The 20,551-nt window shown below is 64.2% G+C and carries 18 protein-coding genes; 13 read left to right on the top strand and 5 right to left on the bottom strand.

What is annotated here, in order from left to right; all coding sequences use genetic code 11:
* Nucleotides 1-187: 187 nt before the first annotated feature.
* The 10 genes from G453_RS26660 to G453_RS0117280 all read left to right on the top strand — a co-directional run bounded on the left by G453_RS26660 (nt 188) and on the right by G453_RS0117280 (nt 10,278).
* Nucleotides 188-583: an AtpZ/AtpI family protein gene (locus tag G453_RS26660; RefSeq protein WP_051272564.1), complete on the top strand. Its 396-nt coding sequence runs from the start codon at nt 188-190 to the stop codon at nt 581-583.
* The gene (locus G453_RS0117320) at nt 576-995 is read left to right on the top strand and encodes an ATP synthase subunit I (protein ID WP_051272563.1); all 420 of its coding nucleotides are present in this window, start codon (nt 576-578) and stop codon (nt 993-995) included. The genes G453_RS26660 and G453_RS0117320 overlap by 8 nt, the downstream gene beginning before the upstream one ends.
* Nucleotides 996-999: 4 nt before the next feature.
* Nucleotides 1,000-1,686, top strand: coding sequence for a F0F1 ATP synthase subunit A (gene atpB, locus G453_RS0117315; RefSeq protein WP_027192049.1), 687 nt, complete (start codon nt 1,000-1,002; stop codon nt 1,684-1,686).
* A gap of 56 nt (nt 1,687-1,742) precedes the next feature.
* Nucleotides 1,743-2,063 carry an ATP synthase F0 subunit C gene (gene atpE / locus G453_RS0117310; protein ID WP_027192048.1) on the top strand — a complete coding sequence of 107 codons (321 nt, stop codon included), beginning with the start codon at nt 1,743-1,745 and terminating at the stop codon, nt 2,061-2,063.
* Between the two features lie 78 nt (nt 2,064-2,141).
* The gene (locus tag G453_RS0117305) at nt 2,142-2,780 is read left to right on the top strand and encodes a redox-sensing transcriptional repressor Rex (RefSeq protein WP_027192047.1); all 639 of its coding nucleotides are present in this window, start codon (nt 2,142-2,144) and stop codon (nt 2,778-2,780) included.
* A 150-nt stretch (nt 2,781-2,930) separates the two neighbouring features.
* The gene (locus G453_RS0117300) at nt 2,931-3,731 is read left to right on the top strand and encodes an SAM hydrolase/SAM-dependent halogenase family protein (protein WP_027192046.1); all 801 of its coding nucleotides are present in this window, start codon (nt 2,931-2,933) and stop codon (nt 3,729-3,731) included.
* A gap of 33 nt (nt 3,732-3,764) precedes the next feature.
* Entirely contained in the window at nt 3,765-4,493 is a 729-nt protein-coding gene (locus tag G453_RS0117295) for an adenosylcobinamide-GDP ribazoletransferase (RefSeq protein ID WP_043646306.1), read from the top strand.
* A 52-nt stretch (nt 4,494-4,545) separates the two neighbouring features.
* Complete coding sequence (locus tag G453_RS24905; protein ID WP_051272562.1) at nt 4,546-8,175, top strand: hypothetical protein; 3,630 nt, start codon at nt 4,546-4,548, stop codon at nt 8,173-8,175.
* A complete protein-coding gene (locus tag G453_RS0117285; RefSeq protein ID WP_235731797.1) occupies nt 8,172-9,068 on the top strand; it encodes a decaprenyl-phosphate phosphoribosyltransferase in 897 nt (298 codons plus the stop codon). The genes G453_RS24905 and G453_RS0117285 overlap by 4 nt, the downstream gene beginning before the upstream one ends.
* 40 nt (nt 9,069-9,108) lie before the next feature.
* Nucleotides 9,109-10,278, top strand: a complete 1,170-nt coding sequence (locus G453_RS0117280; protein ID WP_043646304.1) for a DegT/DnrJ/EryC1/StrS family aminotransferase — start codon at nt 9,109-9,111, stop codon at nt 10,276-10,278.
* Between the two features lie 183 nt (nt 10,279-10,461).
* Here G453_RS0117280 and G453_RS0117275 read toward each other — a convergent pair whose 3' ends face one another.
* From G453_RS0117275 to G453_RS0117265, 3 genes are all read right to left on the bottom strand, one after another.
* A complete protein-coding gene (locus G453_RS0117275) occupies nt 10,462-11,073 on the bottom strand; it encodes an antibiotic biosynthesis monooxygenase (RefSeq protein ID WP_235731796.1) in 612 nt (203 codons plus the stop codon).
* Nucleotides 11,074-11,111: 38 nt separating this feature from the next.
* Nucleotides 11,112-12,521 (bottom strand): guanine deaminase, encoded by a 1,410-nt coding sequence (gene guaD, locus G453_RS0117270; RefSeq protein ID WP_027192041.1) that lies wholly within the window; start codon nt 12,519-12,521, stop codon nt 11,112-11,114.
* 261 nt (nt 12,522-12,782) lie between these two features.
* Nucleotides 12,783-13,778, bottom strand: coding sequence for a sensor histidine kinase (locus G453_RS0117265; RefSeq protein ID WP_027192040.1), 996 nt, complete (start codon nt 13,776-13,778; stop codon nt 12,783-12,785).
* 176 nt (nt 13,779-13,954) lie between these two features.
* Here G453_RS0117265 and G453_RS0117260 point away from each other — a divergent pair, with 176 nt between their 5' ends.
* A complete protein-coding gene (locus tag G453_RS0117260) occupies nt 13,955-14,305 on the top strand; it encodes a hypothetical protein (RefSeq protein ID WP_156920997.1) in 351 nt (116 codons plus the stop codon).
* 1,168 nt (nt 14,306-15,473) lie between these two features.
* Here the strand turns inward: G453_RS0117260 and G453_RS0117250 are convergent.
* Both G453_RS0117250 and G453_RS0117245 read right to left on the bottom strand, forming a co-directional pair.
* Nucleotides 15,474-16,316 carry a hypothetical protein gene (locus tag G453_RS0117250; RefSeq protein ID WP_027192038.1) on the bottom strand — a complete coding sequence of 281 codons (843 nt, stop codon included), beginning with the start codon at nt 16,314-16,316 and terminating at the stop codon, nt 15,474-15,476.
* Between the two features lie 49 nt (nt 16,317-16,365).
* Nucleotides 16,366-16,770: a hypothetical protein gene (locus G453_RS0117245; RefSeq protein WP_027192037.1), complete on the bottom strand. Its 405-nt coding sequence runs from the start codon at nt 16,768-16,770 to the stop codon at nt 16,366-16,368.
* A gap of 60 nt (nt 16,771-16,830) precedes the next feature.
* Between G453_RS0117245 and G453_RS0117240 the strand changes: the two genes are divergently transcribed.
* Both G453_RS0117240 and G453_RS0117235 read left to right on the top strand, forming a co-directional pair.
* On the top strand, nt 16,831-19,023 hold the full coding sequence (locus tag G453_RS0117240) for an SDR family oxidoreductase (protein ID WP_027192036.1): 2,193 nt from the start codon (nt 16,831-16,833) through the stop codon (nt 19,021-19,023).
* Nucleotides 19,023-20,192 (top strand): glycosyltransferase family 4 protein, encoded by a 1,170-nt coding sequence (locus tag G453_RS0117235; protein WP_027192035.1) that lies wholly within the window; start codon nt 19,023-19,025, stop codon nt 20,190-20,192. The genes G453_RS0117240 and G453_RS0117235 overlap by 1 nt, the downstream gene beginning before the upstream one ends.
* The last annotated feature ends 359 nt before the right edge of the window (nt 20,193-20,551 follow it).

Raw genomic sequence — 20,551 nt, 5'->3', positions numbered from 1 at the left:
ACAAGTTGCTCTGTTGATTTGTTCTTTTTGGAACATAGTCCCCCGAACATGAAAAAAACTCGTGAAAAATCCCGGCCGTAGGGGTCAGATGCGTTGACGAAATCATCGCGCCTGTGCTAGGCCAGCCGCACTTGTGAAGCAATGCACGAGTACCGCGGCTGACCGGCTGCCGGCCGGAGGAATGCGGATGATCTTTAAGAACAGGAATAAAGACACCTGGGACGGCATCGAGAAGGCCGCCACCATGGGCACCAACTTCGTGGCCCACACGGTGGTGGGGCTGGTGATGGGATACTACTGCGACAAGTGGTTCCACACCGAGCCCTGGGGCCTGATCTTCTGGCTGCTCATGGGCATCGTGGCGGGTTTCCGCCACATGTACCGCGACGCCATGAAGATGGAGCGGTCCCAGACGGTGGGCGCCGCCGCCAGCTCCAAGGCCGCCGGGGATTCTCCGGCAGCCACGGATGCGAAGGCCACGGAAGGTAACGCCACGGAAGAGAAGGCGGCGCAACCCGGGCAGGACGCGCCGGAACGCACGCAGGGCCAAAAACCCGGCGCGGGAGGTTCTGGCGATGCGTAGCTTTCTTGACCGGATGCTCCTGCGGATAGGCTTCACCCACCCCGAAGGGCGAACCCTGATGCGCGACCAGATCATCATGGCTCTTTTCACGAGCCTCATGGCGCTGTCCGTGTCGGAACTTGGTGAATGGGGAGTGGCCTACGCTTGTGGTGCGCTTCTGATCACGGTGAATTTCTGGTGGCTGATCCGTTTCGCCCAGGGATTGCTCGCCAGCGCGGCTGGAGCAGTGGGCGGGACGTTCTTCAGGTTTTTTGTGCGCCTTTCCGTAACAGGCGCCGGTTTATACGCGATGATCGTGGCGGCAGCATGGCCCGTTTGGGCGATCCTGGCCGGCATGTCCACGGTAATGGTGACTATTCTGGTGTGGGGGGCCTTTCGAAGGTCCGGGGCTAACAGCGTGAAGGAGGCCTAGGAACATGGCTGGCGGGTTGGATCATCCGGTATTGTTTTTGGAGTTGGCGGCCAAAGGTGCGGGGCTTCACATCCCCAACGAAGTTCTCTTCTCCTGGCTTGCCATTGCTGTCCTCGTGACCTTGGGGCTCATTACTTCGTCCAGCCTCAAGATGGTTCCGGGAGGCCTGCAGAACTTCTTCGAGTTCGTCATAGGCGGGCTTGAGAACTTCATCGTTGAAACCATGGGCGAAGACGGACGCAAGGTCACCGCGATTCTGGTGACCATCTTCCTGTACATCCTGACCTGCAACTTCATGGGTCTGGTGCCCGGTTTCGACTCGGCCACCAACAGCGTGAACCACAACGCCGCCATGGCGCTGTTCGTTTTCGTCTACTACAACTACTGGGGCATCAGGAACTGGGGCCTCGGCTACATCAAGCACTTCATGGGCCCCATGCCCGCCCTGGCTCCCATGATGCTCATCCTTGAGTTCATGAGCCACTTGGCCCGGCCCCTGTCGCTCACTCTGCGACTCTTCGGCAACGTTCGCGGTGAAGAGCTGGTTCTTATCCTGCTGTTCATGCTGGCCCCCATCGCGGCCACGTTCCCGATCTACTTCCTGTTCATGCTGGCCGACTTCATCCAGGCCTTCGTGTTCTTCATGCTGGCCCTGGTCTACTTGAAGGGCGCATTCGAGCACGCGCACTAAAATCGAGGGGAAATGGTCATCTGACCAAACAACATACCATCATGAGGAGATTTTCCATGCGTAAGACTCTGATCACCGCCCTGAACACCGTGGCCATGCTCGCTATCGCTTCCCTGGCTTTCGCCGCTGACGGCTCCGGCGTCGGCGCCATGTCCGCCTGGGGCGCCGCTGTCGGCATGGGCCTGGCCGCTCTGGGCTGCGGCATCGGACAGGGCATCGGCGTTAAGGGCGCTTGCGAAGGCATGGCCCGCAACCCCGAGATCGGCGGCAAGCTGACCACCACCCTGATCCTGGGCCTGGCCTTCATCGAATCCCTGGCCATTTACGCCCTGGTCGTCTGCCTGCTGCTCATGTTCGTCAAGCCCTTCGGCGCCTAAGCATCGGTTCCTCGCGGGAGGCCCACACGGGCCTCCCGTTTTTTCTTCACACATCACCCACATGCGAAAACCATATCCGTGAAAAGCGAGCACATCCCCCGCGCCACCATCCAGCGGCTGGCGCTGTACATCCAGGTACTGGAAACCTTCCGCCGCGAAGGTTCCGAGGTGCTCTCTTCCGAGGTGCTGGCCAAGGCCTGCAACGTGAACCCCTCTCAGATCCGCAAGGATCTGGCCTATTTTGGCGAGTTCGGCGTTCGCGGCGTCGGCTACTTCGTCCAGGACCTCATCTCCTCCATCAAGCAGGCCCTGGGCGTGGACCGCGTCTGGAAGGCCGCGCTGGTCGGCGTGGGCAACCTGGGCAAGGCGCTTTTGCGCCACCAGGATTTCCAGCGCCGGGGCTTCCACATCGTGGGCGCTTTCGACTGCGACCCCTTCAAGATCGGCGAGGAGGTCTCCGGGCTGGAGGTCATCTGTTCGCGCCGCCTGAAGGAGAAGTGCGAGGAGCTCGGCATCGAGATCGGCATCATCACCACCCCGCCGGAACGCGCCCAGCGCGCCGCCAACTACCTGGTGGACGCAGGCGTGCGCGGCATCATCACCTTCGCTCCCTCGCGCATCAGCGTGCCGGACACGGTGTCCATCGAGTACGTGGACTTTTTCCACCACCTCTACGCCGTGGCCTTCAGCCTGACCCTGGACAGCCAGCAGAAGTAGGCAGGCCTTCGGCCAGCCTGCGCCTCCGCCAGGGCTGTTGCGCCAATGCTTTACATTCGCCCTCCCCGGCCATAAATCCGGACCATGCACGCGCTTCGCGCGTTCCCACGTCTGGGTCGGGTGTTCGCGCCCCATAAGCCGGGAGCCCCTATGCCGCGAGATATCGTCCTTTTGACCGATTTCGGCCTGGCCGATCCCTACGTGGGTCAGCTGAAAGGCGCGTTGCTGCGACACGCCCCACAGGCGCGCATCCTGGACCTGTGCCATCAGGTGGAACCCTTCAACATCCTCCAGGCGGCCTTCTTCCTGGGGGTGAGCCGCCAGTGGTTCCCGGAGGGCTCGGTGTTCGTGTCCGTGGTGGACCCGGGCGTGGGCGGCGACAGGCGCATCATCCTGGTGGAGAAGCACCAGCAGTATTTCCTGGCCCCGGACAACGGGCTCGTGTCCTTTGTGATGCAGCGCGGCGGGGCCAGCCGGGTGCGCGACGTCACCCCTGCCTGGCGCAGGGACGCCAGCGCCACGTTTCATGGCCGCGACGTCTTCGCCCCCCTGGCGGCACGATTGGCCAACGACGCGCCCACCGCCGACCTGGGCGACGAGGTCAACCCGCACTCCCTGGCGCGATTGCCCGGTGCGGAGCCGGTGCGCAACGGCGAAGTGATCGAGGCCACGATCCTGCATGTGGACCGCTTCGGCAACTGCATCACCAACCTGGACGTGGCCAGTTGGACGCCGGTGCTGTTCAAGTCCAAGACACCCTCGCTCGTCGTCCCGTCCGTCCGGGAGCTTTTCCCGGTGGTAACCTACGAGAAGCTCGCGCCGGGAGAGCTGGGGCTCATCAGGGGCAGCCAGGGCTATCTGGAACTGGCAGCCAACCAGCAGTCGGCGGCAGCGATCCTGGGCCTTTCCAGCGGAGCGGTCGTTGCCATCAGCCTGGATAAACGCGATTAGTCGTAGTCAGGATTTCAAGGACGTATACCGAGCATGCATCCTGGTCTTTTTATTTCCGCGCTGTCCTTTCTGACGCGCCTTGTGCCGCCGCGCGTGGTGGACGATGCCGATTTCCCCAAAACCCTGAACTGGTTCCCGGCTGTCGGCCTTGCTGTCGGCCTTGCCGCCGTGCTGCCCGCCTGGCTCGGATTGTTCACCGACCACCCCTTGCTGCAAGGCTGGCTCATCACGGGACTTAGCCTCTGGGTAACGCGGGGGCTGCACGCGGACGGACTGGCCGACGTGGCCGACGCCTGGGGCAGCGCCGCCACCGGAGATAGATTCTGGGCCATCATGAAGGACAGCCGCGCCGGGCCGTTCGGGGTCCTCTGGCTGGTGATGGTCATCCTGGGCCAAGCCCTGGCCTTTGGAGCCCTGGCCGCGACAGGGCAGTTCCTGGCCGTATGCTGGTGCTTCGTCATGGGACGCGCCGTAAGCGTCGCCGCCTTGGCCCTGTGCCGCATCCGGGTCAGGCCGGGGCTGTCCTCCCTGTTCGCGCCGGGCGCGACTTTGGGAGTTGCGGCGTTCGCGCTGGCCCAGGCCGTGGTCCTGGGGCTGGCCGCAGCGCCGGTGTCCTCCGTGTGCCTGGGGCTTTTCGGGTCGGGGCTGGTGCTGGCGTTTCTTGCGCGCCTGTCCATCCGGCAGAACGGCTTCAACGGCGACTTCATGGGCGCGGCCATCGTGCTTGGCGAGCTTGTCTGCGCGCTGGCGCTTTTGGCCTGATGCCGGTGCGCGCCCCTTTTCAAACTTCGCCCGTCGTGGCACTTCAGCAGGCGTGACGCAGCACCGCCCCCGCGCCCTCCTGGGGCTTTCCGCCGTGCTCGCGCTGGTGACGGCCTTCTACCTGCTGTCCTATCGCGGCATCCTGTTCGAACCGGGACACATCTACCAGAACTGGGACCAGACCATCCCGCCGTACCCGTCGCAGCTGGACGTGTACGGCAGGATCTCGCGCGACGCATGGTCCTCCATCTTCGAGATGGGTTCACCAGCAACCTTTACCGGCATAGGGCGCGCTTTCGACCTCATCATGCGCCAGGGCATGGCCTGGATTGGAGCGCCCGCCCTTGGGCACTGGCATTATCTCTTCTATGCGCTGATCGGCGCAGCGGGATTCTGGCGGCTGGGGAGGCGGCTCGGGCTGGGGCTCTGGCCTGGGCTGGCCGCGTGCCTGCTCAGCCAGTTCAACCCGCGTACCTACAGCATGGTCGTTTCCGGGCACGCCTTCGAGGTGGGGTTTGCGCTCATGCTCTGCCCCTGGATGGTGGACGCGGCAGAAGGGGCCAGACGTTCGCGCGGGGCGGGGTTCTGGTCCCGCGCTCTGGCCGCCGGGCTCCTGGCCGGGCTCGGGTTCTCCACCATGCCCATCGGGCTTGTGCTCACAGGGTGTTTCCTGGGCCTGTGGGCCGTGGGGGCGGCTGTGGCGTCGCGCAGCGCTCGACCGGCGGCTGTGCTGGCCGTGGCCATGACCCTGGCGCTCGGCATGCAGGCCCACTGGATCATCCCGGCGGGAGCAACCGGCGTGGACGGGGCCAAGTACAATCTGCGCCTGGAAGACCTGCGCGCGCACTACCTGCACGTGTACAAGGACTTTTCCGCCCCCCCGCGCCAGGCCATGATCGGCCACACCGAGAACCTGGGCATGGGCACCGAACAGGCCTACCCGGTGGAGGGCGCTTTCGGGCGCTGGTGGTGGGTGTCGGCCTACGCGCTCCTGGGGATCGCGCTCCTGGGGTTGCTTGCGCGCACGGCCAGCCCTGCCCTGAAGGCCTTCGCCGCCGCCTGCCTGCTGGCCGGATTCTGGATGCTGGCCGGAATCAACACAACGCCTGGACGCATCCTCTACGAGGGGGTCCTGGCACGGGTGCAGATGGTCTTCTACCTGATGGCCCGGCCCATGCGCTGGCTGTCGCTCTATCAGGCGGGGCTTGCCCTGCTGGTGGGGCTGGGACTCCAGGCCGTGGCGGACAGGGGAATCTGGAGGGGGCGACGCTGGCCGGAGGCCGCCATGGCCGCGCTGGCCCTGCCCGCGCTGGCCGTGTACCTGCTGCCCTGGTGGCATGGGGACCTGACGCGCCCCAAGAACGAGACCACCCAGACCATGTCGCTCATGGCGCAGCAGCTTGTCCCCGAGGAGCGCCAGCTGGTGGAGGCCCTGAACCGCGATCCCGGCCTGTACCGCGTCAGCGTGTTCCCCACCATTTCAAGCCCCACCGGGGACATCCCCGAGCCCCCGTCAACGTCCATCACCCGCAACTATGCGCTTTTGGGCAAGGACAACCTGGTGGGTCCCGCCTTCGTGGGCCAGATTTACGGCCGCTTCCTGCTGTCGCTGGCCCATCGGGGAAATCCCGCCACGGACGCCTTCGGGCGGCTTCTGGGGCTTGGCGCGGTCAAGCGCGTGTTCTTCGACCGGGGCTCGAGTTATTTGTCCTACTATGACTACGGCTGGATGCCCCAGACCAAGCGCGGTTCCGAGACCCTGAGCGACCCCGGCGACGTGCTGGAGCGCTTCCTGGCCGCACAGCGCGATCTGCGTCCGGATCCGGACTGGAGCTTCGGGCCGATACTTGGTCTCGACAACAGTGACTATCTGCCACGCGTGCGCGTGGCCGCGTCGGCGGGGCTGGCCAGCGGCGGCCTGCCGCTGTTGGCCTCGCTGGCCGAGATTCCCGGCGACGGTTTCAGGAGCCGGGCGCTTTTTTTCGCCACGGACATCGACCCGGCGGGCCTGGACAGGCTGGGCGCGACAAGGCGCGGCGTGACCGTATTGGGCGGGAGTTGGCCGGAGCTGCTGCTCCCGTGGCTTTCGCCGGAATGCTGGAAGCCTGCCCTGGCCGGTTCCTCCCCCGCGCCTGCTGGCTGGATGGTTCCGGGCGACCGATGGCACCAGAGCCTGTGGCTGGAAGGCTCCCCGCTCAATGGGGCCTGCCTCTGGAGCCAGGGACCGGCGCGCCTGGAGTTGCCTCTTAGCGTCGGGAGTTCCGGGCCGCACCGGGTGCTGGTGCGGGTCATGAGCCTGCCGGGGCAGTCTGGCGTGTCCATCCGGCACAAGGGTGCGGTTCTTGTGGCGCAGGAGCCGCCCTCGCCCATGGACCGGGGCTGGAACTGGCTGGATCTCGGCGTTCTGGATTATTCGGGAGACCCCCTGATCGTCGAAGCCCATGGCCCCGGCGCGATTGTGTCGGGGATGCTCGTTGTCCCTGCGCGTGAATTCGAATCGGCCAGGGCGTCGCTGGACGCGGCGTTTCCCGACTCCGGCGCGACCACCATAGCGGTGCAGGCCGAGGCCGTGGCCGGTCCGGGCGCGTGGCCCTACGCGCGGACCATGGCCGTGCCGCTTTTGGGCGGGCATCCCGGCCTGGAAACATCGCGCGAGGGCGTGCGCCTTGAAGGCGCGGACGGCGTGGGGTCCGGCACCCTGGCAGCGGAGGGCGAACACGTGGGCCAGGTCCTGTTCCGGCTGGAGCTGCCCCTGGAGGTGTCCGGGTTCACCCTGGAGTGCTCGCCGCGCCTGTTCGGCGATCCGGGCGGGCTGGCTTTTGTGCGCGCGCAGTGGTCGCCGGACGGAGAGAACTGGCAGCCCCTCTTCGATACTCCGGGCGCGACCGACGGCAAATGGGAGGACGTGTACGTGCGCCGCGCGCGCATCTCGGTCACGGCCCGAACCAGAACCGTGCACCTGCGCTTCGCCATGCGCCAGGCCCAGCTCAACTCGCTTTCCACGCCCCCCAACCAGCCCATGCGCCTGCTGCTGGAGCCCGCGCAGCCCTATCCGGGCGCGGCCTCCATGGGGCAGGCGGTGCTGCTCCCGGCGCGGTTCACGGCCACGGCCTTCAGGCCGGGGCGCTATGGGGTGAAGGCCCGGCTTCTCACCCAGGACGGCCCCCGCTGGTTCGACATGGGCCTGCGTGAGACCGACGCGCAGGGCGTGATGGACCTCTCCGGCGGTCCTCCGGGAACGGCCTGCGACATGTTCGTGCTGGAGAGCCAGGTACCGGATGCGCCTGCAGGTCTCGGAAGCATCGCGCCTCCCGCCGGGGATCAGGACGCCAAGCTGGAGGTGCGGCGCGTGAACCAGGCGCGCTACGAGGTGTCCGGCGCGATGCCGCCTGGGGGGCTCATGCTGTTTTCGGAGGGCTACAACCCCAGGTGGCTGGCGGGCGCGCAACCGCCCCTCAAGGCCTACGGCTTCATGAACGCCTACGTGTTGCCGAAGGCCCCGCAGGAAAATCTGGAACTGGTCTTCTCGCCCCAGCGCCTGCGCGACGTGGGCAACCGCGTTACCCTGGCCGTCGGGGGGCTGGGGCTCCTGGCGTGTCTTTGTTGCGCGGCTTATGCCGCCTTCTCTCCTGGTCGGTTTTCATCGGGCGGCAAACAGGGTAGGGATACGCCCACGCCATGAACACCTCCACCATGGAACTGATCCGGGGCCTGATCAAGCTGGCCCGGCCCCACCAATACCTCAAGAACCTCTTCGTGCTCCTGCCGCTGTTCTTCGGCTGGAAGCTCGGAGACGCGGCCTCGGTGTGGGGCTCGCTCATGGCTTTCGGCGTGTTCTGTCTGACCGCCAGCGCCGTGTACGTGTTCAACGACCTGCGCGACGCCGCAGATGACCGCAAACATCCCACCAAGAAGAACCGCCCCATCGCATCCGGCGCGGTTTCCACCGCCCAGGCCTGGGTATTCCTGGCCGCGCTGGCCGGCACGGCCCTGGCCCTGACCCCGCTTGTGCCAGGGCGGGCCTTTCCGGGCATCGTGCTGGCCTACATGGGCATCAACGTGGCCTATTCGCTGGGGGTGAAGCACGCGGCCATCGTGGACCTCATGTGCATCGCCATCGGCTTCGTGCTGCGCATCTTCGCGGGCGGTGCGGCTTCCGGCATAACGCCCAGCCACTGGATCGTCATCATGACCTTCCTCTTGGCGTTGTTCCTGGGGCTGGCCAAGCGCCGCGACGACCTGCTCCTGGCCGCCTGCGGGTCGCGCACGCGCAAATGCCTGGACGGGTACTCCCTGGAGTACGTCAGCCTGTGCATGGCGGTGATGGCCGGGGTGGTGATAGTCAGCTACATTCTCTACACGCTCTCCCCGGACGTGATGGCCAAACATGGCACCGACCAGTTGTACCTCACCTCCCTGTGGGTGGTGGCGGGCATGCTGCGCTACATGCAGATCACCTTCGTGGAGAGCCGCTCCGGTTCGCCCACCCAGGTGCTGCTGCGCGACCCCTTCATCCAAGTGGTGATCGGGCTGTGGGTTGCCTCCTGCTATCTGATTCTCTACGTGTTCAAGTAGCGTCTGGCTTTTGCGGGCAGTATCGGCTAACAATAGGGCCATGCCCAAGCCCATAGTCCCTTATCATGATCTGGCCGTTGCCGATAAGGCTCGCCGCGACGAGCTTCTGGCCGCCATGGCCCGCGTCCTGGATGCGGGCTCGTTCATGGCGGAAGAGGAAATCGGAGCCTTCGAGGACGAGTTCTCGGCCTACCTCGGCGCGGGCAACTGCGTGGCCACGGGCAGCGGCGCGGACAGCTTCCGGCTGCTGCTGACCGCCCTGGGGCTTTCCAGGCCGGACGTGGTGCTCTGCGTGCCCAACGCCTCCAGCGTGGTGGCAGACGCCGTGCTCCAGGCCGGGCCGCGCCTGGACTTCGTGGACGTGAACCCCGCTACCGGCCTTATCGACCTGAACCGCCTTGAGGACCGCCTGCGCGACGAGTCCAAACCGCGTGCCAACGCGGTGATCGCCGTGGACCTGTTCGGCCAGTGCGCGGACATCGCAGGGCTCGAGTCCCTGTCGGCCCGCTACGGGTTCGTGCTCATCGAGGACGCACGCCAGGCTCATGGGGCGCTCGCCCCGGCGGACAAGGCCCGCTCGGAGCGGGTCGGGGGCGAGGCGCGCAAGGCTGGCGGCTTCGGCTTCCCCGCCGTGTTCAGCTTCTCGCCCGAAAAGAACCTGGGCGCGCTGGGCCAGGGCGGGGCCGTGACCACGGGCGACGCGCAGCTGGCCAAGGCCGTGCGCGCGGTTCGCGCCAGGGGGCTCGGGCTCGGCTCCGGCGGCAAAGTGGAGATGGCTGACTCCCAGATGGACTGCGTCCAGGCCGCCGTGCTGCGGGTGAGGCTCAAGGGACTCGACGCCGCCAACGAGGCACGCCGCGCCGTGGCCGCCGCCTACGACAAGGCCTTCGTGGGCACCGGCTACACCGAGCCGCTTGCCGTGCTGCCCGGAAACCTGCCCAACCGCCACATCTACGCCCTGACCATCCCCGACCGCGACGACATGCGCGTCTACCTGGACGAAATGGGGGTCGGCACGGGGCTTCATTATCCCGTGCCGCTGCACCTGCACCCCAGGTTTCGCGTGCTGGGCTTCGCGCGCGGGGATTTCCCGGCTGCGGAGGAGTTCGCGTTGCGCACGTTGTCGCTGCCCATCCGCCCGGACCTGTCCCAGGACCAGGTCCAGGGCGTCATCGATGCGGTGCGGTCCTTCGGCGGGTCCATGCGCTAGCTTGCAGCGCCGGATGGAGCACCAGGACGTGCCAAACTCTTCGCTGTCCATCGTCCAGACAGAAGCACGACAGGGCAACAACCTGGGATGGTTGCGGATTCCAAAGGGCGCAGCCCTTTGGCCGCCGGAGGCGTTCCCCCACTGCAAGCTCCCGCCCTCACAGTGCGGGGCGTCAGCCCGTCATCACCCCGTTAGCCCGTGGAAGAACACGGTCAGGCCAAAGAGCAGCGTCACGATCACGACAAGCCCCACGCGCGAGTAGGTCTTTCGCTCCTCGCCGTTGGCCGCGAGCCACGGCTTGGACAGCACGTTCAGAACCGGCATCACCACCCACTGCAAGGCCGAAACGCTCAGCGCGTTGCCGATCAGCATGGACACGGCCAGCCCCAGGTGCTGGGTGTACGGCCCAGGAAAGAGCGTCAGCAGCATCACCGTGGGGTAGAGCCCCAAAAGCACCACCAGCACCATTTTCCAGCCCGGCACGGCCGCTGCGCCCGATCCCTGCATGCACCCCGCGAACCACGGCCCCAGCCCGCCCGGCGTCACCTTCAGGTCGAACGACCCGATATGCGCCTGGAGCTTGTCCACCCACTGCCTGCGAACCGGCGAATCCAGCCAGGCCCTCAGGGATGTTTCGTCCTCGAAATTGACCACCGCCACCCAGTCGCCGCCCCTGCCGCCCGGCGGAGGGTAGACGTCCGTGCCCAGGTGCCCGCTGAAGGCCTCGGACGCGGCGCTGACGCCCCGCTGCCACTCCATGAACCATTCGGCGCTCTCGGCGGGGACCCGTTGCACCACGACTGCTGTTGCACGGGATACGCGCATGTCCACGGCTATTTCTCGCCCTTCTTGTAGGCGCGCTCCCCGGCGATCCAGGTCTCGTCGATGTTGCGGTCGTCGCCGCAGGTCATGACGCCGAACAGCAGCTGCGCGGCCTGGTCGATGGTCTGCGGTCCTTCGCCTCCCACGGCCAGGGACTGGTGCCACCGCATGGCCAGCTGGCCCGCGTTCCAGTCCAGGGCCACGAAGTCGGCCTCCTTGCCCGCGTCGAAGTTGCCCAGGGTATCGTCCAGGTACAGCGAGTGCGCCCCGCCAAGCGTGGCCAGGTAGAAGGCCCGGTAGGGGGAGAGCTTGTTGCGCTCGGCCTCGGCCATGTCCTGCTCGCGCGGGTTCACCGAGCCGTCCAGCATGGTGTTGTTGCACATGCCCACCTTGTAGGCTTCCTCCAGCACCCGGATCAGGCTGAAGGCGTTGCCGCCGCCCACGTCGCTGCCCACGGACAGGCGCACCGGGTGCTCGGGGTCCTTGGCGCGGCCCAGGCGGAACAGGCCGCTGCCCAAAAACATGTTGGAAAGCGGGCAGAAGGATATGGCCGCGCCAGCCTTGGAGAAGCGGCGCATCTCGTCGTTGGAGAGCCACACCCCATGGCCTGCGGTGAACTTCGGCCCCAGCAGGCCGTGCTTCTCGTGCACCTGGGTGTAGTCCTCGCAATCCGGGTAATGGACCTTGGCCGTGCGGATCTCCGAGGGGTTCTCCGAGATGTGGGTGTTGATCCAGCAGTCCGGGTACTCTTCCTTCAGGCGGCGGCAGGCCCGCATCAGCTCGTCCGTGCAGCCCACGGCGAAGCGCGGGGTGATGGCGTAGAGGTTGCGGCCCTTGCGGTGGTACTGCTCGATCAGCCGCTTGGACTCGCGGTAGAAGTCCTCGGGGGTGTTCAGAAAGTCCGCCGGAGCGAAGCGGTCAATGCCGGTGAGGCCGGCCAGCACGCGCATGTTGCGCCTAGTGGCCTCCTCGAAGAACTCCTCTGAGGACACCGGGCTCGAGGTGGTGAAGGCCTGGCAGGTGGTGGTGCCGCCCGCCAGCAGGGCGTCGAAGAACTTCCCGGCGGCCTCGCGGGCGTAGTCGCGGTCGCGGTACTTGAGCTCCTCGGGGAAGATCCAGGTCTGGAGCCAGTCCAGCAGCTGGTTGCCGTAGGCCCCCAGCACGCGCACCTGGGGGAAGTGCACGTGGCCGTCGATGAAGCCGGGCAGGATGATGCGGTCACGCAGATGCGTGACCTCAAGACCCGGATGGCGCGGCGAGACCTCGTCGAAGGGGCCGAAATCCGCGATGACGCCGTCCTTGACCACCAGCAGCCCGTCGCGCACGAAGCGCGCTGCCTCCTGTTCCTTGCCGATATGTTTCCAGGGGTCGTCGATCAGGTCGAAAAAAGTGCCTCGGATCGCGCGGGTGCCGCCTTTCATGGTGAGTCCTCCGTGGAGATGTACGTCGTAAAGCTGTCGGCAGGCTGCAGGGCCGGGCCAGAGTCGGAGCCTGGAGCCGGACCGGGGCGTCGCGAGCCTGCAACTCAAGGACGTATTCATAGCACCATGGATCGTATCAGCCAAGGCCGCATTTGTTTTCCGGCACACGCAGGTCAGGGCGGAACGGCAAAAGCCCCGCCCAGGCGCGTGACGCCGGGACGGGGCCTCAAATATGTACGATAAGGATCTCAGCGTATGGGCTCAGGCCCGGGCCAGATCCAGCCGGGGCGCCTCACCGTGGGTTGCTGCCGGAGTCAGGGCCTTGCGGGCCTGCGGCGCGGGCAGCACCACCCGGAAGATGGTGTCGTAGGCCCCGCCGCCAAGCGGCCAGGAGCGCACGCTGAGCTCCCCGCCCATGAGGCGCGTGAAGCGGGCCGCAAGTGACAAGCCAAGGCCCAAGCCAGGGTCGCGTTGCCCGGACAGGTTTTGCAGGCTCCGGGCTGCCTCGGCGGAAATATCCGGCCCACGGTTGACTACCTCCAGCTGGTAGCCGCGCGGGTGGGGCTTGCCCTCGATGCGCACCTCGCCGCCCGGTATCGAGTACTTCACCGCGTTGCCCACCAGATTGCCCAGCACGCAGTTGAGGAATCCCACCGGCTCCACCAGGGCCTCGCAAGGGCCGGGAGCAAAGGTCCGGGTCAGGAGCAGGTCCTTCTCGCGCGCCTGAAGCTCGTGAAGCGACACGCACTCGTCCGTCAGCCCGGCCATGTCGCCGGGGACCAGGCACACCACCCACCTGCCGTTCTCCATGGCCATCAGCCGCTTCGTAAAATCTATCAGGCGCGAGGAGTTCTCCAGGGTGCGGCGCGCGGCCATCAGGCTCTCCCCGGCGCGGGGGCCGAGGTGGCTCTCGCCGTCGCGCGCGGCGGACTCGGCCAGCGTCCTGGCGGCGTCCACGCTGCCCGCCACATCGTGAGACAGAATGCGCAGGAGCGTCTCTTTTTCCAGCAGCAACTCCTGCTGGCGGGCCGCGTGAAGCTGCGCCCTGCGCCGCAACCAGCCGCAGGCCATGCCCGCGAACAGGCAGACGCAGTCCAGGTAGACGGCCACGGGGCTGAAGGCGATGCCCATTACGTGCTCCTTCGGGAACAGCTCGGCGTTGCCGATGGAGAACGAGATGGGGGCCAGAAGGACCGTGCCGAGGAGCCAGCCTAGGGCAGGGTCGAGGATGAGCGGATTTTTCCAGAACGGGGGCATGAGACCTCGCGCGTTTCGCTGATTGGGCAGGCCTCGCGGCCACCTGTAGGCAAGAGGGGTACGGCGGGGGGATGGTTACAAGAGGGGGGAGGGCTGGCGCGGCGTTGATTTGAGTACGTGCTTGGCGTAGTATTTTCGAGAAGGCGATTTTCATCAAGAATCAAAGAGAGGGCCATGTGGTCAGTGGAGTAGCGAATGAATTCTGGGCGATGGTCTGGCTTGTGTCCCTCGCGCTTATTCCGATTCTCTTTCTCCTGCTGATGTTCAAGCCCAGGCCGTTCCAGCCGTCAAAGAATATAGAGCCGTCGGCCATGCGGGAGGCGCTGTCGCCTGAGGAACTGGCAGGCCAAGGGACGATAACGTCGGACCTTCGGCTGTATGACACGTCCGGTGAATCACCTCCCCCGGCCTGGACCGTCTGGGTTAATAATATTTCTTCTATGCTGTTTCTTGTGTGGCTTGTGTTGAGTAATTATTTTGAAGAGATAGCAAATTCAATGAACCTGTGCAAAATTCTTGGAAGATAGTGATGCGCTATAACAAAGCTGTTGCAATGACAATTTTGCATTTTTTGATAGTTGCAGTGCTTTGCTATTCCCTTATAGATGGGAAAATAATGCCTTGTTTTGCCAGCTGCCCTAAGTGAAGAAGCTTATGATGATTCGGTGCGGTTGGGCGCTCGGCCAGGGGCTTGCCCATTTGGCATCAAGCTGCCCAAGTCAAACGCATAAAGTACGGTCTTGTGCCCAGTACTACAGCAATGTCTTGAAGAGGAATGTACGCATGCATAAATACTACAAAATGCCAATTTGGAAGAAGGTTCTTCTCTCAGTGGTCCCGCTTGCCATCTCCATCCCCCTCAGTGTGCTTGCTATTTACCTTATAAATAGGTTTGTGAGGTGGTGGTGATGCTTGTATACAAAGGCGGAGACTACGTAGATTTTGTTCTGTCCATGGTGCATGGGTATACGTATGTGCTCGTGTTCACTTATTACGCGTTCGCAGAATACTTTGACATGTGCCCAAAATGAAGTTCATCATACACCTAACCATCTCGCGGGTCGTTGGGCAGACTGTGCTGTTTGTAATATTGTACTATTTTCAAATAGAGCCATATTTCAACTTTTGCCGAACTTTTCATTTCAAATAACGAAGGGGGCGACTTCGCCCACTTGCATGGCGGAGGTTAGCCGCCGCCTTTTGGCCCGCCCCCCCCCGTGCGCTTCGTGTGGGGCTTGAGATCTGCCACATCCCGCAGGTTGCCATTGCCATGCGCTTGGCGTTTATGATTCGGGAAAGCGATTTCGTCGACTAGGGAGAGGGGTTGGCATGGCAGTTGCGTGGGAAATGATTTCTGGTAGATTGCCTGTTTGTGCGCTGTTGTTGGATTTTATGCCGTGTCGGCCATGTAAGAAGTGCAGTCATGTTGAATTGTAATGGCGTGGGACGTGAAACATGTAGTTGTTTGAGACTTCATTTCGTGCACTCCTTTAGCAAGTTTATTGTGGTTGAGAATGCAACTATGTATGCAATGTTAATGAGCGTCTTTATCAGGCGGTCGCGCTTGTTCTGGTCCAAGACATTGTCCTCTGTGTTCGTGAATTCTATGTATGCATTTGTAAAAAAACAAAGTGCACAAGCAATACTGGTGCCAGCCAGCTCTTGGCTGGCTGGCATCGGTGTTGTATTAAAATGTTACCATCGCTTTAGAGTGTTTTGAATAACTTGTGTGGCTGCTTCCTGGGCCATGTCCCTGCCTGCGGACTTAGCCCCAGCCCCTATGCGTGCCATCAATGTTCCTCCTGTTTTTGCGGCAGCAGAAACTCCACCAATCAGACCTGCGGTTGCTACCTCTACAGGGTCAATCAGCGGATCCTCGGCAGTGGGCATGGATCGCCCTTTTGAGTGAGCGACGGTGTAGATGTCCGCGTCCTCATGTGGCGACACGGCATAGGCTTCGGTGGAGCCGTCGGCCTTCTGCCCAATGTCATATGCGGTGCCGTCGTGCAAATAATAGATCCTGTTTCTGGCGTAAAGGCTCTTGCCATTGTCCATGATTTCCTTGGCGATGATGCCTTTTGCTTCTGATTCTGGCACTTCCGCAACAGAGTAGTTGCCTCCGGGTATTTTTTCGACGCCGTAAAACGTTTCGCCTTTCTTATAGAAAATTTTGCCATTTTGTTCATAATGGCGACCTCCATTATCCCTGACGTCAACCATCACCCCATTATAGGATGTAATGCTGGGATTAGAGTTTGCTTGAGCTGTGTTACGGTTCCCGGGCGGTTGGCTTTCGGGCGTAGCGCTCCCAGCGCTGCCTCGGGACTCCCTCTCAAAAGAAGTCATCCCATTGCCTCCGTCTTGCGGGGTGGTCATATCCGACTGAGGTTCCGTTCCTGCTTGAGCCGATAGCGGCTGAAGAAAATCACCTTGTTTTTTCGCCTCCTCCGGCGAAAACCACGCCAGAGCCGTCTTCGGCGACGCATCCGCCATGCCGTTATCCATCATGTAATCCAGGGCGATCGCTTTGAAGCCCATGAGTTCTTCTCCTTTGTTTGTATTATTTGCACGCTCGTCGTTGGCCGGGCTATTCGCCCGCGCCCACCAGTTCCAGATACCTGAGCAGGTCGCCCTCTTTGGCCCCACCGGCCTTCACCCGCGAGACCAGGGCGCGGCGTTCCGCATCGCGCGCCGAGACGTCCGCCGCAGTCCTTCCGGTTTCTGGTGCGCGTATTCCAGCACCACCCTCTTGCTTGCGCTTTTCCTTGCGACGCTTGTGATGCGCGTGATTCTCCACCAAGGCCGCAGCCTCGCGCAGGTGCTCATAAAGCCACACGAATTGCCTGAAATCCCTCGCCAGGACGGGCATGAACATGTTCTTGATTACCTGAGGAAGTTTGCCGAGGTAGTGCTCCATGACGTGCATGGTGCGCTCGAAAAGCGGGTCGTTCTGTTTCAGGGCCGCAAGCGAGGCATGATAGCTTCGCTGCATACCCCCTCCCCCCACGAACCCCTTGACGGAAAGCCGCAATCCGGCCAACTTCCCCGGCGCATGCACACTACACAAGCACCTCGGCGGGTGATGCTCTTCTACCCGCCCGGCAGATTCTACCAGCGCGGCGAGGACCGGTCCCAGGGCAACGTGGAGAACTCCACGGCCACCACCATGCGCGCCCCCAACGACCTGGGCTACGGCGCGGCCACCCTCAAGGCCCACGGTTTCGAGGTCTTCCTGCGCGACTACCAGACCAGCCTGCGTTCGCTCGACGACCTCCTGGCCGACTTCGACCGCTTCGCCCCGGACGCCGTCTTCATGTCCATCACCAACGCCACCATCTTCCGGGACCTGACGCTGGTGGCGGACCTCAAGAAGCGCCGCCCGAACCTGATGGTCATGCTCAAGGGGGCCATCTTCTTCAATCCCGAGCAGGGGCTGCTGGATCAGCTGGACCTCGCCAGCGTGGACTACCTGATCGGCCTGGAGAGCGACTTCATCGTGGGCAAGCTGGCCGCCGCGCACTTCGACGCGCCCGAGGAAGTCCCGGCAATACGCGGAATCCTGTACAAGCAGAATGATACGTGGCAGCGCACCTTCTTCGACTCCTGGGAGACGGACCTGGACAGCCTGCCCTTCCCGGACCGCTCGCTCATGGAGAATCATCTCTACGTGCGCCCGGACACCGGCGAACCCCAGGCCACCATCGCCACCTCGCGCGGCTGCCCCTCGCGCTGCGTCTTCTGCGTCACGCCCACCATTTCGGGCACCAAGCTGCGCCTGCGTTCGCCCGAGAACATCCTGGAAGAGATGCGCGAGTGCTACCACAAGCACGGCATCCGGGACTTCTTCTTCAAGTCCGACACCTTCACCATCGACCAGAAGTGGACGTTAAAAGTCTGCCAGGCCATCCTGGATTCCGACCTGGCGGGCAAGGTTCGCTGGGTGGCCAACTCCAAGGTGAAGCCCCTGACCCTGGAGACGCTCAAGGCCATGAAGGCCGCCGGGTGCTGGCTGGTTGCCTTCGGCTACGAATCCGGCCACCCGGAGACGCTGGCCCGCTCCAAGAAGGGCACCACGGCGGAGGAGAACATCCAGGCCGCCAAGTGGGCCAAAGAAGCGGGGCTCCTCACCTTCGGGTTCTTCCTGATCGGCATGCCCTGGGAGGGCCGCGAGCACCTGGAAGCCACCCGCCGCCACATCTTCGAGTTGGACCCGGATTTCCTGGAGCTGCACATCGCCGTGCCCTATCCCGGCACCGAGCTGCACGCCGAGGCCGTCAGCTGCGGCCTGATCCAGGAATCCGTGCTGGGCAAGGACTACTTCAACGCCCCTACCGTAGGCACAATGACCCTCACCATGCCGGAAATCGAGAAGTTCCGGCGCGACGTGCTGCTGAAGTTCCACCTGCGGCCGAGCTACATCGGGCGAAAGCTCCTCCAGGCCGGAACCGACCGGCGCATCCTGGCCAACTACTTCCGCTTCGGCTTCCGCCTGCTGAAAAACACCCTGTCCGGCGCGCCGAAGAAGGCCCCCAAGGCCGAGCGCGTGCTGGTGCTGGGGGCCAACTCGGACATCGGGCTGGCCATCGCGCGTGAGTTCGCCGCTCGCGAGAGTTCCAACCTGATCCTGGCATCGCGCGACACCGCGTCTCTGGATTCCAAGGCCGTCGAACTCCGGCGCGACTTCGGCGTGGAGGTGGACGTCGTCTCCTTCGACGCCACGGACACAGCCTCCCACGCCGCGTTTTACCAGTCCCTGCCCCACAAGCCGGACGGCGCGGTGCTGGCCTTCGGCCTGCTGGAAGCCTCCGACCCGCTGCGCCTTTTGGCAGTGAACCTCACCGGCGCGGCCAGCGTCCTGGAAATCATCGCCAAGGACTTCGAAGAGCGCCGCGAGGGGTTCCTCATCGGCCTGTCCTCGGTGGCGGGCGAGCGCGGGCGCAAGTCCAACTACGCCTACGGCGCGGCCAAGGCCGGGCTGACGGCCTATCTCTCGGGTCTGCGCCACCGCCTGTTCGCCTCGGGCGTCAACGTGCTCACGGTCACGCCCGGTTTCGTGCGCTCCAAGATGACCGCCCACCTGGACCTGCCCGCATCGCTCACGGCCACGCCCGAGCGCGTGGCCCGAGACATCCACGCCGCATGGCGCTCCGGCAAGGATTCCATCTATACCAAGGCCATCTGGCGGCCCATCATGTTCATCATCCGCAACCTGCCGGAATGCCTCTTCAAACGGACCAATCTCTGATGCACATCCTCTTTCTGAATCACAACGTCGAGAACTACGGCACCTATTTCCGCTGCTACCATCTGGCCAAAGGCCTGACCCGGCGCGGCCACACGGTGACGCTCCTGTGCGCCAACCGCGAGGACACCCTGGCCACCACCAAACGCGTGGATGGCGGCCTGACCACGGTGCTGTTGCCCAAGTACAAGCTGCGCGGCTTCCACACGCTGCACACCCTGCGCATGCTCTACAATACGGCCTACGCGCTCTTTTCGCGCTACGACGTGCTGCACACCTTCGCCTTCCCGCTGCACCCCATGGCCGTGCCCACCCTGGCCGCGCGCTACCTGCGCCCCGGCCTCAAGCTGGTGCTGGATCACGACGACCTCTGGAAGGGCGGCTTCGCCAACCAGCATCCTGGCCCCTATCAGCGAGTGGTCGGCTGGTTCAACGACAACATGCCCCTGATGGCACAGCAGTGCACTGCGGCCAGCGCCATGCTCATGGACTCCTTCCGGGCCGCTGGCGTGCCGGACAGCCGCATCCACGCCATTCCCAACTGCCCGACGATGACTCGCTCGCCGCTCACCCGCGACGAGGCCCGCGCGCACGTGGGCCTGCCTTCCGGCGTGCCGCTGGTGCTGTCCATGGGCCACACCTACACCGAGTCGCTCTTCCTGCTGCTGGACGCCTTCGAGCGCGCCCGCGTCGCCGTGCCGGACCTGAAGCTCGCCTTCCTGGGCAAGATGCACATTCCCGACGAGTTCGAACGCCGCTTGCAGCCCTACCTTGAGCGTGCTGGCAACAGCATTCTGCGCCTTGGCGAGAAGCCGCCCACTGACGTGCCCGCCTACTTGGCCGCGTCCGACGCGCTGCTTTTGCCCATGGACGACGACCCCATCGAGAAGGCGCGCTTCCCCATCCGCTTCGGCGACTACCTGGCCTCGGGCGTGCCCATCGTGTCCAACGCCGTGGGGGAGATCGAGCGCTATCTGCGCGAGTACGACTGCGGCTACGTGGCGCCCGTCACCGACGCGGCGGCCTTCGGGGACCGCATCGTGGAGGCGCTCACCGACGCCACCCGCCGTGAGGCCATTCAGGCCAACGCCGCGCGTTTGGTGCGGGATGAACTGAACTGGGACGCCGTGGCGGCGAAGCTGGAACGGATTTACGAGGCCGCGAGGAGGTAATCGGGCTCTGCCCGAACCCGGCAGGGGCGCTGCCCCTGCACCCCGGCGGGCTCCGCCCTGCACCCGCCAGGGGAGAAGCCTCCCCTGCACCCGGCTATTCGCTTCGCGTCGTGGGCGGGAGATTTGCGGCGAGCTGTGGGTGGGTGCTGTCCCGTTCGTGTCCTGGCGGGCGGGCTAGAACCGATTTGAAGACGATTCGTCGCCCGCCCGCCAGAACCCGACCGTGACAGCACCCACCCACAGCCGTAGCCGGGCACGATGATTTCAAGAATTAGGAAGCCCAGAAACGCGGCTTTGCGCGTTTCTGGGCTTTAGAACAAGATTTTTGAAGCGTAACAGGTTATTACGCGAAGCTAACC

This window comes from Fundidesulfovibrio putealis DSM 16056 (assembly GCF_000429325.1).
GTDB classification, from domain to species: domain Bacteria; phylum Desulfobacterota; class Desulfovibrionia; order Desulfovibrionales; family Desulfovibrionaceae; genus Fundidesulfovibrio; species Fundidesulfovibrio putealis.
Note: the sequence above shows the minus strand (reverse complement) of the source record. Positions and strands in the feature narration are given on the sequence as shown.

What these genes read in the sequence shown, in the direction of transcription:
- G453_RS0117245 (WP_027192037.1), bottom strand. Translation starts at nt 16,770, where the DNA reads ATGCAGCGAAGCTATCATGCCTCGCTTGCGGCCCTGAAACAGAACGAC.
- G453_RS0117265 (WP_027192040.1), bottom strand. Translation starts at nt 13,778, where the DNA reads ATGCCCCCGTTCTGGAAAAATCCGCTCATCCTCGACCCTGCCCTAGGC.
- G453_RS0117250 (WP_027192038.1), bottom strand. Translation starts at nt 16,316, where the DNA reads ATGGGCTTCAAAGCGATCGCCCTGGATTACATGATGGATAACGGCATG.
- G453_RS0117285 (WP_235731797.1), top strand. Translation starts at nt 8,172, where the DNA reads ATGAACACCTCCACCATGGAACTGATCCGGGGCCTGATCAAGCTGGCC.
- G453_RS0117300 (WP_027192046.1), top strand. Translation starts at nt 2,931, where the DNA reads ATGCCGCGAGATATCGTCCTTTTGACCGATTTCGGCCTGGCCGATCCC.
- G453_RS0117235 (WP_027192035.1), top strand. Translation starts at nt 19,023, where the DNA reads ATGCACATCCTCTTTCTGAATCACAACGTCGAGAACTACGGCACCTAT.
- guaD (WP_027192041.1), bottom strand. Translation starts at nt 12,521, where the DNA reads ATGAAAGGCGGCACCCGCGCGATCCGAGGCACTTTTTTCGACCTGATC.
- G453_RS26660 (WP_051272564.1), top strand. Translation starts at nt 188, where the DNA reads ATGATCTTTAAGAACAGGAATAAAGACACCTGGGACGGCATCGAGAAG.
- atpE (WP_027192048.1), top strand. Translation starts at nt 1,743, where the DNA reads ATGCGTAAGACTCTGATCACCGCCCTGAACACCGTGGCCATGCTCGCT.
- G453_RS0117320 (WP_051272563.1), top strand. Translation starts at nt 576, where the DNA reads ATGCGTAGCTTTCTTGACCGGATGCTCCTGCGGATAGGCTTCACCCAC.
- G453_RS0117280 (WP_043646304.1), top strand. Translation starts at nt 9,109, where the DNA reads ATGCCCAAGCCCATAGTCCCTTATCATGATCTGGCCGTTGCCGATAAG.
- G453_RS0117240 (WP_027192036.1), top strand. Translation starts at nt 16,831, where the DNA reads ATGCACACTACACAAGCACCTCGGCGGGTGATGCTCTTCTACCCGCCC.
- atpB (WP_027192049.1), top strand. Translation starts at nt 1,000, where the DNA reads ATGGCTGGCGGGTTGGATCATCCGGTATTGTTTTTGGAGTTGGCGGCC.
- G453_RS0117295 (WP_043646306.1), top strand. Translation starts at nt 3,765, where the DNA reads ATGCATCCTGGTCTTTTTATTTCCGCGCTGTCCTTTCTGACGCGCCTT.